Source organism: Pseudomonas sp. MAG733B (genome assembly GCF_036884845.1).
GTDB lineage: Bacteria > Pseudomonadota > Gammaproteobacteria > Pseudomonadales > Pseudomonadaceae > Aquipseudomonas.
Map to the genome: position 1 here is coordinate 455,247 of NZ_CP145732.1, position 13,170 is coordinate 468,416.

The following is a 13,170-nucleotide window of genomic DNA, read 5'->3' on the forward strand; positions in this document are numbered from 1 at the left end:
ACAGATCGATCCGGCGTGACGGCGGCTTCCCGCCCGGCGTCCCGATAACTGTTGGTTTGAAAAAACCACGCAGGCACCCGCAGAGGTGCGTCCCTCAAACCTTGCCTTGATCCGTGAGAACGCTATGGAACCCGGAAACGCCCAGCTGTCGATGACGGTACTGATGACCCCCGACATGGCCAACTTCTCTGGCAATGTTCACGGCGGAACCCTGCTCAAGTATCTCGACGAAGTCGCCTACGCCTGCGCCAGCCGTTATGCCGGCCGTTACGTGGTGACCCTGTCGGTGGACCAGGTGATTTTCCGTGAGCCGATCCATGTCGGCGAACTGGTGACCTTCCTCGCTTCGGTCAACTACACCGGCAACACCTCGATGGAGGTGGGTATCAAGGTAGTGACCGAAAACATCCGTGAGCGCTCGGTGCGCCACACCAACAGCTGCTTCTTCACCATGGTCGCGGTGGATGACCAGCGCAAACCCGCCCCGGTGCCGCCGCTGCAACCGGAAAACAGCGAGGACAAGCGCCGATACATTCAGGCCCAGCAACGCCGCCAGATTCGTCAGGAGCTGGAAAAGCGCTATCAGGAAATCAAGGGCGACGCCTGAAGCAAAAGATCGCAGCCTGCGGTAGTTCCTACAGAGAAATGCGAATTCCTGTAGGGGCTGCCGCAGGCTGCGATCTTTTTGTTCTGATCCGGTTACAAGCTGATCGAAGTCGCCTCAAACCGCACCCGCGGATGGGCAATCCGGTCCTGCGCCCGCACCAGTTCCAGCTCGTAGCTCGCGCAGGCCTGGGTTTCCAGCAGCACTTCATGCACCGCCGATGCGGCGAATTCGAACGCGGCCACCAGGCTGTCGCCCAACAACACGCGCGCCAGGAACAACCCGGAAGTCAAATCACCAACGCCCACCGGCTGACGCGGAAACGCCAGCAGCGGACGTTGCAGATGCCAACTGCCTTCGGCTGTCACCAGCAACATCTCGAACACGTCCGAAGTTTTGCCTGGGTAGTCCAGATGCTTGACCAGCACCGCTTTCGGCCCGCGCGCCAGCAGCGCCCGCGCCATGGCTAGACAATCGAACAACGACTGCGGCTTGCGCCCCGAAAAGCTGTCGAGCTCCAGTTGGTTTGGGCAAATGAAATCAGCCACGGCGGCGGCTTCCTCCAGCAGGAAATCGCTGACTTCCGCCGGCACGCTGCAACCCTTCTCCGGATGGCCCATCACCGGGTCGCACAAATACAGCGCCTTGGGATTCATCGCCTTGATCCGCGCCACACCCGTAAGGATTGCCCGACCCTGTGCCGCGCTACCGAGGTAACCCGACAGCACCGCGTCGCAATTGCCGAGCTCGCCAATGGCTGCGATGCCTTCGACCAGATCAGGGATCTGGTGCGGCGCCAGCACGTCGCCGGTCCACTGGCCGTACTGCGTGTGGTTGGAGAACTGCACGGTGTTGAGCGGCCAGACATTCACCCCGACCCGCTGCATCGGGAAAACCGCGGCACTGTTGCCTGCGTGACCGAACACCACGTGGGACTGGATAGCGAGCAGATGGGGCGTACGTTTCATGCGGTGAGTTTCCGTAAAACGATTGAAATTCGAGCGGCGCAGTATGCGACTAAACGCAGCCTGTACGACAGACCGGCGACGCAGTTAAGCTGACACTATCTTGTTGGAGCGCCCAGTTGATGTTGACCCTTGGAAATATTTTCGTGCTGATGCTGCTCGCTACCGCCGGCGCCTGGCTGTGGCACAACCACGGCCTGCGCGAGCGCGCGCTGGAGCGGGTCAAGCAGCATTGCAGCAACGTCGGCATCGAATTGCTGGATGGAAACGTGGCGCTGAAAAAAATCGCGTTCCTCAAGGATGCCCGCGGTCGGCGGCGCCTGGCCCGAGTGTATAACTTCGAATTCACCGTGACCGGCGAAAGTCGGCATAACGGCACCATCACCCAATTCGGCGCCCACAGCGCGCAGATAGAATTGGCGCCTTATCCGATGCCGTTTGACGAAACGCCGCCGGTCGTCGATGTGGTCAAGCCGAGCGCCGAGGTGATCCAGCTGAGCCATTGGCGGCAGGAGCACAACAAATGGCGGCCGTAATACTCAGATCGACCGGCAGTCGGCCAGGCCTCTTTGCAACACTTCCACATCCTGCGGCTCACTGAAAATCAACTCGACTCGCGAGTCCTGCCGCCATTCGCTGGGCTGCCACGCCAACACCGAGTTATCCAGCGCATTGGCCGATACCCAGCCACCGCTACTGTGGATAACCAGCTTCGCCCGCCGCCACACAAGGCCTTCCAGCCACCGGCCGACAAATGCCGCATCGAAGGTCTGGTTCGGATGCCAGCGCCATCCGATACTCCAACCGCCCTCCTGCGCCTGACTTAAGCAAATAGGCAGCGTCGGGTCAGTCCAGATCGCCGGGAGCTGCGCCAGTCTCTTGGGCATCACAAAGTTATCCACACCCGCCACCGCCCGCGCCTCAAGACCGGGCAACTCGCTCAATGGCAACGCGGATTCTTGCGTCCAGTACAAAGGACGCACCGGCAACGATGCGGCGATCTGCTGGCGATCACCTTCTTCGATACCTTCGGATTTGTTCATCAGCAACAGACCCGCGCTGTTCAATGCCTCCCGTTGCGCCGCAGGCAGCGGCTTGCCGGCGAGGAGCGCCTGCGCATCGAGCACCAGCACGCTGGGTTGCACATTCAGAACGCCTTGCCATGGCGCCTCGCTCAACTGTTGCAACAGCTGCATCGGATGGCCCAGCCCCGAAGGCTCGATGAACAGTCGATCCGGCCGCGCCTTGCGCAGCAAACGACCGAGACCAATCTGAAACGGCGCACCATTGACGCAACACAAACAGCCCCCGGCCACTTCGCCCAGTGCGATACCATCGGCGTCACGGGTCAGCAACGCGGCATCGAGGCCGATCTGGCCGAACTCGTTGATCAATACCGCCCAGCGCTCACCCGCTGGACGCTGCGCCAGCAGGTGCTTGATCAGGCTGGTTTTACCGGCACCCAATGGCCCGGCGATGACGTGGGTGGGTATGTTCTGCAACATGATCGAAGGTGTCTTGGGAGGTAAGCATGCGGTGGATGGGATTTTCGTTGCTACTGATTCTGCCCTGCGGCGAGGCGCTGGCCCAGGCCTGCGTCGTCCACAGCCAGGCGGAACGGCTTGACGTGAAAGTCTGCCAACAGAACCGTACCATCCCGGAAAAACTCTTCGCCGACGGTTTTTGCCAGCCGAAACTGGCCGGGCAGAAGGTCGAGGTGCAGTACGTCGACCAATGCCCAAGCGGGGCGTTCGGCGTGTGCAGCAACGCCCAAGTCGCCAATATGCCTTACCGGCAGGATATTCACTATTACGGCGTAGCCACGGATGCAGCGTATCTGAAGCCGTTTTGCGAAGCCCAGAGCCAGGGAACCTGGCTCAAGCCTTGAGGTGTCACGCGGCGTCTTCGTACCAAGGGCCGAACGGGTCCGGCAGCAATCGCCAGCCTTCGACACCCAGTGCCATTTCTTCATCCGTCAGCAGACAATCATCGAGTTCGGTAGTGAGCTGCGCGAAGTCGATGTTCTGGCCGATGAACACCAGTTCCTGTCGGCAATCACCGGTGGCAGCGGTCCAGTTATCCATGATCGCGGCGGTACTCTCCTCATCCTGCGGCCATTGATTCTTCGGCACGAAACGCCACCAGCGTCCGGCGAAACCATGGCGCATCAAACCACCGGCCTGTGACCAGCTCCCAGCATCCATGTGCTTGCTCGCCAACCAGAAAAACCCTTTGGAGCGCAGCAGCTTTCCGTTGACCCATGGGCGGTCTATGAAGCTGAAAAAGCGTTGCGGATGGAATGGACGGCGCGCACGGTAAGCGCTGGAGGCGATACCGTACTCCTCGGTTTCCGGTACATGTGCGCCGCGCAGTTCGCGCAGCCAGCCTGGGGCCTGAGCGGCTTTTTCGAAGTCGAAATAACCGGTGTTGAGGATCTTCTCCAGCGGCACTTCACCCATGACCATCGGGATGATTTCCGCCTGGGCGTTGAGCCGTTCGAGTATCGCAATCAGCTCCTGACGCTCGCCGCTGCTGATCAGGTCGATCTTGCTGATCAAGATGACGTCGGCGAACTCGACCTGCTCGATCAACAGGTCAGTAATCGAGCGCTCGTCGTCTTCACCCAGTGTTTCGCCACGGGAAGCGAGGCTCTCGGCGGCCTGGTAGTCGAGCAGGAAATTCATGCCATCGACTACGGTCACCATGGTGTCGAGCCGGGCGATGTCGGTGAGGCTCTGGCCGTTTTCGTCGCGAAACGTAAACGTCTCCGCCACTGGCAGCGGTTCGGCAATACCGGTTGATTCGATCAGCAGGTAATCAAAACGACCTTCCCGAGCGAGCTTGCTCACTTCCTCCAGCAAGTCTTCGCGCAAGGTGCAGCAGATGCAGCCGTTGCTCATTTCCACGAGTTTTTCTTCGGCGCGATTGAGGCTGACGTCACGCTGAACTTCACTGCCGTCGATGTTGATTTCACTCATGTCGTTGACGATGACAGCGACCCGCAGATTTTCTCTATTACGTAGTACGTAATTGAGAAGTGTACTTTTTCCGGCACCAAGAAAGCCCGACAGGACGGTAACGGGTAGACGATTGGGCATCAGATGTTCCTCACAGGGTACCCGGTCAAATCGTCGGGCTTGGTTTTATGTTATAGTATAACGATACAATCAAGCCACTCTCCCTTGCTCACAACGTTAAAGGGCACGACGCTGGAGACCTTCCCATTGGTGAGAAACGCTATGCGTAATGCCCTGAAACTGGCGCTGTTGAGCATTTCAATGTTGGGTACGGCCGATGCATTGGCGCAAATTCCAACGCTGGCCAATTGCACCCGCAGCGCCAACTTGCTGGCCTGCGTGGATGGCGAGGGTAATGCCTACAGCGTCAACACTGTCGGGAGCACGATTTACTTGCGGGGCTTCGAAGTGGCTGGAAAACGCTACTGGGCGCAGACCAACAGCCGCTATGGCCAGCTGACCTTTTTCACCGGCATCGCCTCTGACGGTGAGGCCTGGGTCGGCTACAACCGACGCGTTGGCTGGACCACGATCAACCGATTTTCCAGTTCCGGTGGCAGCAGCGCCAAGTTCACATGTAGCCGAATTGCCGGTTGTTAGGCCTGGGACATCTCTGTTTCTGCGGCCCCCGCGAGAAATGAAAAACCGTTCATGAAAAAGCCGTCGTCGATTTCATTGTTATAATATAACATACCAAATCAACTCCCACGATGGACCTGCTCATGAATGCGCTGACGCTGCCGGATATCGCCGCGCAGGCCTCACGCCAAGCCCTGCCACTTGAGTGGGTGGGCATGTGTGGCATTGCTCTTCCTGTTTTGCTCGATGGCCAAAGACTGCCCGCAACAGCCGATGCCGGCGTAAGTCTCGATAACGGCGAGGCGCGCGGCATTCATATGTCGCGGCTCTACCTGGCGCTGGAAATGCTGGAGCAGGAAACCCTTTCGCCCGCTCTGCTTCGACGGGTATTGCAGAGCTTCCTGAACAGTCATGCAGGACTTTCAAACAACGCTTATCTGAACATTCACACCGATTTACTGCTGAAAAGACCGGCGTTGATCAGTCCGTTGGCTGGCTGGAAGAGCTATCCCGTCAGCATCGAAGCACATCTGAAAAACGCGATGTTCCACGTGGAACTAAAAATTGACGTCCCTTATTCCTCAACGTGCCCTTGCTCAGCAGCGCTTTCCCGACAACTGATTCAGCAGCAATTCGTCGATGATTTTTCCAATCGCGCTTTGCATCACGCTGAGGTATTGGCCTGGCTCGGTTCCCCCAAGGGCATCGTCGCCACACCGCACAGTCAACGCAGCTCCGCGCAATTACGTCTGCACCTGGATGACTATCTGGATGAGTTACCGCTGATCGCGCTGATCAACGATGCCGAAGCAGCCCTCGGCACCGCCGTACAAACCGCCGTGAAGCGCGCCGATGAACAAGCCTTCGCCCTCGCCAACGGACAGAACCTGATGTTCTGCGAGGACGCTGCCAGACGCTTGAACCTGGCCCTGAAACGCTCACCCGGTATCGACGGATTTCACATACGAGTGATCCACGCTGAAAGCCTTCACGCCCACGACGCAGTCGCCGAGAGTCGATGGAACCGGGAGGTCGCATGATCCGTTGTCAGAGTTTGCGTTGGGGCGCTCCCGGTCAGTCACTGACACCGCCCCTCGATATTGAGTTACCGAAGGGAAGCCTGACCGCCGTAATCGGCGCCAACGGCAGCGGGAAAAGCAGTCTGTTAAAAGTCATCGCCGGCCTGCAAAAGCCACTCGCGGGAAAAATCCTGGTGGACGCGCCACGCAAGGGCGGACTGTCGTTCCTGCCACAGCAGCAACATCTGGACCGCCAATTCCCTATCAGCCTCCAAGAGTTGGTCGCCGCCGGATTCTGGGGCAGCAAGCAATCGCCGGAACAACGTCGCCAACGCCTCGAATCGGTCCTCGACGATTGGTGTCTGAGTGGCCTGGAACAACGCCCGTTGATGGCCCTCTCCGGCGGCGAATTGCAACGCGCCCTGCTCGCTCGCTTGAGTCTCGCTGAAGCACCTCTGCTGCTACTCGACGAACCGCATGCCGCGCTGGATGAGCTCGGTCAGGTGCTGCTGTGGAAACACCTCCACGCTTGGCATGCAGAAGGCAGAACCCTGGTTGTCGTGTGCCACGATCTAGCCGCCGTTCGCCAGCACATTCCACACACACTGCTGATCAAAAGCAGTGGCTGCATCTTTGGGGCGAGCAGCGATCTGATCCACCAGCAGCCGCAAGCGCAGGTAGCCTGATGCTCGCCGCCGCTCAACTCTGGCAACCGTTCCACGAGTTCGTGTTCATGCGTCGGGCGCTGCTCGGCGGCTTGGTACTGGCCTGCAGTACAGCACCGCTGGGTGTGTTTCTGATCCTGCGACGGATGAGCCTGATCGGCGATGCGGTGGCACACGGCATTTTGCCTGGCGCGGCATTGGGGTTCTGGTTTGCCGGTTTGAGCCTACCCGCACTCACCCTCGGCGGCCTCGGTGCCGGCCTGAGCATGGCCGGACTCGCTGCCTGGATCACCCGTCGCACCGGCCTGCGAGAGGACGCCAGCCTCGCGGCGATCTACCCGATTTCCCTGGCCAGCGGTGTGCTGATTCTCGGCATCGCCGGCAAACGTCTGGACTTGTTGCACCTGCTGTTCGGCTCGGCATTGGCAGTCGATGGCCCGACCCTCACGGGCATGCTTTGGGTCTGCGGAGTGAGCCTGATCGCCGTGCTGCTGATTTACCGCCCCCTGTTGCTCGACACCCTCGACCCACTCTTTCTGCGAACCGTGAGCCGCCTCGGCCCCCTGGCCCATGGCGTCTTCCTGACGCTGGTGGTGCTGAATCTGGTGATCGGTTTCCAGGCCATCGGTGCCTTGATGGTGGTCGGCCTGATGATGCTGCCCGCGGCCGCGTCGCGCTTCTGGAGTCGCCGCTTGCCAGTATTGATAGCCATTGCCGCGCTGCTCGGCAGCCTCTCGGTGTGGCTCGGTTTGTTGCTGTCGTTCCATTACTCGCTACCCAGCGGCCCGGCCATCGTGCTGGTCGCTGGCGGTTGGTATCTGCTGTCCGTGGTGTTCGGGCCGGTGCACGGTTTGCTGCGTCGGCCACCTTTGCTCACATCCCAATGAGGTGTTTCCCGATGCGCGCTTTACTCGTGCTGTTCAGTTTGATGCTGTCGATGTCGTTGTCTGCCGCTGAAAAACTTCAGGTGGTCACCAGTTTCAGCATCCTCGCCGACATGACGCATCAGGTCGGTGGTGATCACATTCAGATCACCAACATGGTCGGCCCCGACGCCGATGCCCACACATACGAGCCGACACCAGACGACGCGCAAGCCCTGTTGAAGGCAAAACTGATCATCAAGAACGGCCTGGGATTCGAACCATGGCTGGATCGCCTGGTGACCAGTACCGAAACGAAAGCGCCAGTGATCAGCGCAAGCCACGGCGTCATTCCGCGCGATCTGGAGGAAGACGGCGAAACCGTTCCCGATCCGCACGCCTGGCACAATCTGGCGAACTCCGAGTTGTACGTCAGCAACATCACCAAGGCATTGATCGCTGCCGATCCGGCCAACAAGGACGACTACCAGCGCAACAGTCAGGCTTACCTGAAACAGATCCATGCCCTGCTCGCGGAGGCCAAGGCCAAACTCGGTTCGTTGCCACCGGGCAACCGCAAGATCGTAACCTCCCATGATGCCTTCGGTTACCTCGGTCAGGCCTATGGCATCGACTTCATGGCTCCGCAGGGGCTGTCCACCGAACGCGAACCTTCGGCTAGCGAAGTCGCTGCGTTGATCACTCAGATCCGTCAGGCCAAGGTCAAAGCGGTGTTCATGGAAAACATCAAGGACGCGCGTCTACTCAAGCAGATCGCCGACGAAAGCAGCGCCCGGATTGGCGGCACCCTGTACTCGGATGCGCTCGCGGCGAGTGGTCCGGCGAGTACCTTTACCGGGTTGTTCGAATACAACCTCAATACCCTGTACAACGCGTTGAGCAAGCCATGATCCGTAAATTGTCGATCTGGTGCGCGGCTACAAAGCCTGCAGAACGAGTTTTAAACGGGCACGACAAATGTCTACATGACAGCGGCCCGGGTTTGGTTCTAAGGTTTATCCGCTAGTGCGTGTGATCGAAGCATTCGAGAACAACAATCATGATCCAGATCACCCTGCCCGATGGTTCATTGCGAGAGTACGATCAACCGCTGTCCGTACATGAAGTTGCCGCGAGTATTGGCCCCGGGCTGGCCAACGCTGCGGTAGCGGGTCGGGTGGACGGCGTGTTGGTGGACTGTGAATTCATGATCCGGGCCAGTGCTCGGGTCAGCATCGTGACGCCACAAGAGCCCGACGGATTGGAGATCCTGCGACGCTCCTGTTCGCTGATGCTGGCGATGGCGGTCAAGCAACTGCACGCCCATGCGCAATTGCGCACGGGCTCGGTACTGGGTGACGGGTTCTATTGCGAGTTTGATGTCGAGCGCCCGTTATCGTCGACTGATCTGCCGCTGATCGAAGCACGCATGCAATCACTGGCGGCGACCAATCATTCGATCCGTCGACGCCAGACGCCCTCTGCGTCGACGCATTCCGAGAACCTGTCGTTGTATCGCCTCGGCGACACCGAGTATTTGACGACAGGACCGCATGTGCCCACCACCAAGGTGTTGCAGGCATTTGCCCTTGATCACATCAACGGCACCTTGCAACAACGCATCTATGGCACTTGCTGGTCCAGCCACCAGGAACTGCAGCAGTGGCGCCTGCCGCCCCACGTGATGGTCGTCAGCATGGATGACCGGCAGACAACTTACGCCCATGAGGTCACCGAGCGTCTGCGCCGCAGCGGTGTGCGCGCCCTCGCAGATCTGCGCAACGAAAAGGTCCGCTACAAGATTCGACATCACAGTCAGACGGTGCCGTACCTGGTGGTGGTCGGCGAGAAGGAAAAGGCTGGCGAATTTGTCAGTGTGCGCAGTCGCAGCGGGGAGGATTTCGGCAGGATGAAGGTTGATGCGGTGTGTGAGTGGTTGAGCTCAATAGGCGCGCTCCCACGGGGATAATCTGACCCGTGGGAGCGCAGCTTGCTTGCGATGCTTTAAGCGCGTGGCTTGACTGTGCCGCAATCCTGCCCCAACCACACGGCACGACTCTCGAGGCTACCCTTCTGGTTGATGCCGGTGGCATTGAACGTGCCGTTGACCTTGGTGGTGAACTCTCGGTCACTGAGGAACGTGGCGACACCCGCACCTTGCGCTTTCGGACAGCTGAAGCGGAATTTCCACTGGTTGCCGGTGCGATCGGTGATTTCCTGCTTGCAGCCCGATTGCGGGTCGGTCAGCGGGATGTTGTCGCTCTTGACCTGCTCCGGCGTCAGGCACGCGCGAATCCCTTTGCCGCCCATGGTGATGCCCTGTTTCTCCAGTTGCGCGCGCTGTTCAGGGGTCATCTGGCTTTGTATTTGACCGAGGATCAGTTGCAGATCCGGCAGGTTCTGGTCATCGACCTTCATGTTGCTGGTGGTCAATTCCCACAAACCCGGCTGCAGCATCTGCGCCTGAGCGGCCACAGGAAGTGCCAAACCCAGCGTAATGGCCAAACCCAGCAGACGAACGTTCATCGTGTAACTCCTGATCAGTAGTGGCCGTTAGACGTCAGCCGCGGGCTTCGGTTCATGGGCCAATTAAATAGCGACATTCTGCCCGGAACATGGTCTGTTAAGCATTGAATCTTCAGGAGCAAGGCTGCCCCCCATGGATTATTTCGGACCGCATATCTTCGGCTACACCATCGCACTGCTGCACTCCCTGGGCACGATCGCCGCGATCCATGCCGTGTTGACCGTTCGGACCGCCCAAGGCTCGATCGCATGGGCCTTGTCCCTGGTGTTCATGCCTTACCTGACACTCATCCCCTATCTGGTGTTCGGCCGCAGTACCTTCGACGGCTACATCAAGGCGCGCCGCCAAGCCAACGAAGAAATGCGCAAGGCCATCTCCGAGCTCAACTGGCGGCCGTGGGTCGAAGAAGCGCTCACGGCTCGTGCATCCAACGCTTATGCGTCCCTGAGGGCGATGCCGAAGCTCGGACGCATGCCCTGCCTGGCAAACAACGAAGTGCGACTGCTGATCAATGGCCGGGCGACTTTCGATGCGATTTTTGATGCCATCCGCCAAGCCAAAGAAGCGGTGCTGATCCAGTTCTTCATCATTCACGATGATCGCCTCGGCCAACGGCTGCATAAGCTGCTGCTGGAAAAAGCCGCTGAAGGCGTGGCGATCTATCTGCTTTACGACCGCATCGGCAGCCATTCCCTGCCCCACAGTTATGTGCAAGCGCTGCGCGATGGTGGCGTCGAGGTCAAAGCCTTCGCGACCCGCAGCGGCTGGCTCAACCGTTTCCAGGTCAACTTCCGCAATCACCGCAAGATCGTCGTGGTCGACGGCATTCTCGGCTTCGTTGGCGGACACAACGTCGGCGACGAATACATGGGCGAGAAGCCGCCCCTCGCACCTTGGCGCGATACCCATGTGCAAGTACGCGGTCCGGTGGTCGCCTGTATGCAGGAGTCCTTCGCCGAAGATTGGTTCTGGGCGGCCCGCTCGGTGCCACCGTTGATCCTGCCGGAGGTCTATCCGGACGACGGCGTATTGTGCCAATTGCTCGCCAGTGGACCGGCCGATTCCTACGAGACCTGTTCACTGTTCTTCGTCGAAGCCATCCACGCAGCAACTGAACGGGTATGGATCACCAGCCCGTATTTCATCCCCGACGAAGCGGTATTTGCGGCATTGCGCCTAGCGGTACTGCGCGGTGTCGATGTGCGGATTTTGTTGCCGTCACGGCCCGATCACCGGATCGTTTACGCAGCCTCCAGCCTGTATGCCTTTGAAGCGGTGCGCGCGGGCGTGCGCGTATTCCGCTACGAACCCGGCTTCCTGCATCAGAAAGTGGTGTTGATCGACAACGAAATCAGCGCTATTGGCAGCGCCAACATGGACAACCGTTCGTTCCGGCTCAATTTCGAAGTGATGTTGCTGACCGTCGACAGCGTGTTTGCCGCCAAGGTGGAACAGATGCTCAACGATGACTTCGCCCAGGCTCACGAAATTGCCAAGGACGAAGGCCGGGAGACCCACCGCCTGCAAAAGGTCGGCATGCGAGTCGCCCGGCTCATTTCGCCGATTCTTTAAGGCGTGTAGATATCGTCGCGAGTCCATGGCAGTTCGTGGCTGCCATCGGGATGAGCCTTCACCGCAAGGATTTGGTGCAAGTTGATCCAGCCCTTGGCAAACGCATAGGCGCAACCCGCCAGGTACAGGCGCCAGATGCGCAACGCTTGTTCCGGCACCAGTTTCCCGGCGGCCTCAAGGTTGTCTTCAAGGCGCTCGCTCCAGTGGTCCAGCGTGCGTGCATAGTGCAGGCGCAGGCTCTCGACATCGACGATCTCAAGCCCCGCTTCGCTGATCTCTGCAGAGATCATCGACAGGTGCGGCAGCTCGCCGTTGGGGAACACATACTTCTCGATGAAGTCACCGGCACCGCGTCCCACCGGACGGCCATCGGTGTGTTTGGCGGTGATCCCGTGGTTCATCACCAGGCCGCCCTCTTTCACCGCGCCGAACAGGGTTTTGCAGTACTCGGCCAGGTTCGCATGACCGACGTGTTCGAACATACCGACGCTCACCACTTTGTCGAAGCGCCCGTCCTGCGGCAGATCGCGGTAGTCGAGCAGTTGCAGCTCGACCATGTCCTCCAGCCCTTCCGCTTTTACGCGCTCGCGGGCCAGGGCCAATTGTTCCTTGCTGAGGGTAATGCCGAACACCTTTGCGCCGAACTCACGGGCCGCATACCGCGCAAGCCCGCCCCAACCACAACCGACATCCAGCAAATACTCGCCAGGTTGCAGGCGCAACTTGCGGCACAAATGGCGGAATTTTGCCTGCTGAGCCTGTTCAAGGGTTTCACTGCCGGTCTCGAAGTAAGCGCAGGAATACGCCATGTCGCTATCGAGCCACAGCTGATAGAAAGCGTTGGAAAGGTCGTAGTGATAGGAAATCGCCTTGGCGTCAGTCTCCTTGTCGTGGAGGGTGCGCACAGGCTGGCTGTCATCAGCCTCATCCAGCAGCGCCTGACTCCATTCATCGCAGACGCGGATCACGTCGCTGATGGAACCTTCAAGCTCCAGTTTGCCCTCGACGAATGCCGCTCCGAGCGCATCCAGGCTGGGATGGGTGAACTGGGTGACCATTTGTGGGTCCTTGACCACAATCGTGACGCTGGGCGTCGGCCCCAGATTGAATTCATGGCCGTCCCAGAGTCGCAAGCGAAGCGGCAATTGCAGATTCTGTAAGGCCGGTGGAAGTTGCGCGAGCATGGATAATCCCCCTTGTTTCAGACGTCTGATGAGAGGGTAGACCATCCTTGAAAAATAGCAGGCTATCGATTTGATAGCCGTTTTCTATGATCCCCAAGGCTGCAAACACCCTCACGAACCCACAAAAAACTGCTGTGTCCTCACCCTTAATGACTGCGAACACAGCAAACAGTTC

The 13,170-nt window shown here is 59.3% G+C and carries 15 protein-coding genes; 10 read left to right on the top strand and 5 right to left on the bottom strand.

The genetic code is table 11. The features are described from left to right. Window positions 1-124 precede the first annotated feature (124 nt). Window positions 125-607 (top strand): acyl-CoA thioesterase, encoded by a 483-nt coding sequence (locus tag V6Z53_RS02055; RefSeq protein ID WP_095194575.1) that lies wholly within the window; start codon window positions 125-127, stop codon window positions 605-607. Window positions 608-699: 92 nt separating this feature from the next. On the opposite strand, the gene pdxY is transcribed toward V6Z53_RS02055, so the two are convergent. Then, complete coding sequence (pdxY, locus tag V6Z53_RS02060; RefSeq protein WP_338583928.1) at window positions 700-1,572, bottom strand: pyridoxal kinase PdxY; 873 nt, start codon at window positions 1,570-1,572, stop codon at window positions 700-702. A 119-nt stretch (window positions 1,573-1,691) separates the two neighbouring features. Between pdxY and V6Z53_RS02065 the strand changes: the two genes are divergently transcribed. Then, window positions 1,692-2,105: a DUF3301 domain-containing protein gene (locus V6Z53_RS02065; RefSeq protein WP_338583929.1), complete on the top strand. Its 414-nt coding sequence runs from the start codon at window positions 1,692-1,694 to the stop codon at window positions 2,103-2,105. A 3-nt stretch (window positions 2,106-2,108) separates the two neighbouring features. On the opposite strand, the gene V6Z53_RS02070 is transcribed toward V6Z53_RS02065, so the two are convergent. Next, the gene (locus tag V6Z53_RS02070; RefSeq protein ID WP_338583930.1) at window positions 2,109-3,074 is read right to left on the bottom strand and encodes a CobW-like GTP-binding protein; all 966 of its coding nucleotides are present in this window, start codon (window positions 3,072-3,074) and stop codon (window positions 2,109-2,111) included. A gap of 26 nt (window positions 3,075-3,100) precedes the next feature. Here V6Z53_RS02070 and V6Z53_RS02075 point away from each other — a divergent pair, with 26 nt between their 5' ends. Then, window positions 3,101-3,457 carry an NADH:ubiquinone oxidoreductase gene (locus tag V6Z53_RS02075; RefSeq protein WP_338583931.1) on the top strand — a complete coding sequence of 119 codons (357 nt, stop codon included), beginning with the start codon at window positions 3,101-3,103 and terminating at the stop codon, window positions 3,455-3,457. 4 nt (window positions 3,458-3,461) lie between these two features. On the opposite strand, the gene zigA is transcribed toward V6Z53_RS02075, so the two are convergent. Further along, window positions 3,462-4,667, bottom strand: a complete 1,206-nt coding sequence (gene zigA, locus V6Z53_RS02080) for a zinc metallochaperone GTPase ZigA (RefSeq protein WP_338583932.1) — start codon at window positions 4,665-4,667, stop codon at window positions 3,462-3,464. A gap of 141 nt (window positions 4,668-4,808) precedes the next feature. Between zigA and V6Z53_RS02085 the strand changes: the two genes are divergently transcribed. From V6Z53_RS02085 to V6Z53_RS02110, 6 genes are all read left to right on the top strand, one after another. Next, window positions 4,809-5,186 (top strand): glutamine synthetase, encoded by a 378-nt coding sequence (locus V6Z53_RS02085; RefSeq protein ID WP_338583933.1) that lies wholly within the window; start codon window positions 4,809-4,811, stop codon window positions 5,184-5,186. Window positions 5,187-5,308: 122 nt separating this feature from the next. Beyond that, complete coding sequence (gene folE2, locus V6Z53_RS02090) at window positions 5,309-6,205, top strand: GTP cyclohydrolase FolE2 (protein WP_338583934.1); 897 nt, start codon at window positions 5,309-5,311, stop codon at window positions 6,203-6,205. Next, window positions 6,202-6,870, top strand: coding sequence for an ATP-binding cassette domain-containing protein (locus V6Z53_RS02095; RefSeq protein ID WP_338583935.1), 669 nt, complete (start codon window positions 6,202-6,204; stop codon window positions 6,868-6,870). The genes folE2 and V6Z53_RS02095 overlap by 4 nt, the downstream gene beginning before the upstream one ends. Next, window positions 6,870-7,736, top strand: a complete 867-nt coding sequence (locus V6Z53_RS02100) for a metal ABC transporter permease (RefSeq protein WP_338583936.1) — start codon at window positions 6,870-6,872, stop codon at window positions 7,734-7,736. The genes V6Z53_RS02095 and V6Z53_RS02100 overlap by 1 nt, the downstream gene beginning before the upstream one ends. A gap of 11 nt (window positions 7,737-7,747) precedes the next feature. Then, entirely contained in the window at window positions 7,748-8,623 is an 876-nt protein-coding gene (locus V6Z53_RS02105; RefSeq protein WP_338583937.1) for a metal ABC transporter substrate-binding protein, read from the top strand. Window positions 8,624-8,772: 149 nt separating this feature from the next. After that, the gene (locus tag V6Z53_RS02110; RefSeq protein ID WP_338583938.1) at window positions 8,773-9,681 is read left to right on the top strand and encodes a His/Gly/Thr/Pro-type tRNA ligase C-terminal domain-containing protein; all 909 of its coding nucleotides are present in this window, start codon (window positions 8,773-8,775) and stop codon (window positions 9,679-9,681) included. Window positions 9,682-9,716: 35 nt separating this feature from the next. Here the strand turns inward: V6Z53_RS02110 and V6Z53_RS02115 are convergent, their stop codons facing one another. Next, on the bottom strand, window positions 9,717-10,238 hold the full coding sequence (locus V6Z53_RS02115; protein ID WP_338583939.1) for a DUF3617 domain-containing protein: 522 nt from the start codon (window positions 10,236-10,238) through the stop codon (window positions 9,717-9,719). 133 nt (window positions 10,239-10,371) lie between these two features. Here V6Z53_RS02115 and cls point away from each other — a divergent pair, with 133 nt between their 5' ends. Then, the gene (gene cls, locus V6Z53_RS02120; protein ID WP_338583940.1) at window positions 10,372-11,811 is read left to right on the top strand and encodes a cardiolipin synthase; all 1,440 of its coding nucleotides are present in this window, start codon (window positions 10,372-10,374) and stop codon (window positions 11,809-11,811) included. Here cls and cfaB read toward each other — a convergent pair. Then, complete coding sequence (cfaB, locus tag V6Z53_RS02125; protein WP_338583941.1) at window positions 11,808-12,995, bottom strand: C17 cyclopropane fatty acid synthase CfaB; 1,188 nt, start codon at window positions 12,993-12,995, stop codon at window positions 11,808-11,810. The two genes, cls and cfaB, sit on opposite strands and share 4 nt — an antisense overlap. Window positions 12,996-13,170: the final 175 nt, after the last annotated feature.

Excerpts from the sequence above, each read along its gene's own strand:
- V6Z53_RS02055 (WP_095194575.1), top strand. The coding sequence starts at position 125 with ATGGAACCCGGAAACGCCCAGCTGTCGATGACGGTACTGATGACCCCC.
- pdxY (WP_338583928.1), bottom strand. The coding sequence starts at position 1,572 with ATGAAACGTACGCCCCATCTGCTCGCTATCCAGTCCCACGTGGTGTTC.
- V6Z53_RS02065 (WP_338583929.1), top strand. The coding sequence starts at position 1,692 with ATGTTGACCCTTGGAAATATTTTCGTGCTGATGCTGCTCGCTACCGCC.
- V6Z53_RS02070 (WP_338583930.1), bottom strand. The coding sequence starts at position 3,074 with ATGTTGCAGAACATACCCACCCACGTCATCGCCGGGCCATTGGGTGCC.
- V6Z53_RS02075 (WP_338583931.1), top strand. The coding sequence starts at position 3,101 with ATGCGGTGGATGGGATTTTCGTTGCTACTGATTCTGCCCTGCGGCGAG.
- zigA (WP_338583932.1), bottom strand. The coding sequence starts at position 4,667 with ATGCCCAATCGTCTACCCGTTACCGTCCTGTCGGGCTTTCTTGGTGCC.
- V6Z53_RS02085 (WP_338583933.1), top strand. The coding sequence starts at position 4,809 with ATGCGTAATGCCCTGAAACTGGCGCTGTTGAGCATTTCAATGTTGGGT.
- folE2 (WP_338583934.1), top strand. The coding sequence starts at position 5,309 with ATGAATGCGCTGACGCTGCCGGATATCGCCGCGCAGGCCTCACGCCAA.
- V6Z53_RS02095 (WP_338583935.1), top strand. The coding sequence starts at position 6,202 with ATGATCCGTTGTCAGAGTTTGCGTTGGGGCGCTCCCGGTCAGTCACTG.
- V6Z53_RS02100 (WP_338583936.1), top strand. The coding sequence starts at position 6,870 with ATGCTCGCCGCCGCTCAACTCTGGCAACCGTTCCACGAGTTCGTGTTC.
- V6Z53_RS02105 (WP_338583937.1), top strand. The coding sequence starts at position 7,748 with ATGCGCGCTTTACTCGTGCTGTTCAGTTTGATGCTGTCGATGTCGTTG.
- V6Z53_RS02110 (WP_338583938.1), top strand. The coding sequence starts at position 8,773 with ATGATCCAGATCACCCTGCCCGATGGTTCATTGCGAGAGTACGATCAA.
- V6Z53_RS02115 (WP_338583939.1), bottom strand. The coding sequence starts at position 10,238 with ATGAACGTTCGTCTGCTGGGTTTGGCCATTACGCTGGGTTTGGCACTT.
- cls (WP_338583940.1), top strand. The coding sequence starts at position 10,372 with ATGGATTATTTCGGACCGCATATCTTCGGCTACACCATCGCACTGCTG.
- cfaB (WP_338583941.1), bottom strand. The coding sequence starts at position 12,995 with ATGCTCGCGCAACTTCCACCGGCCTTACAGAATCTGCAATTGCCGCTT.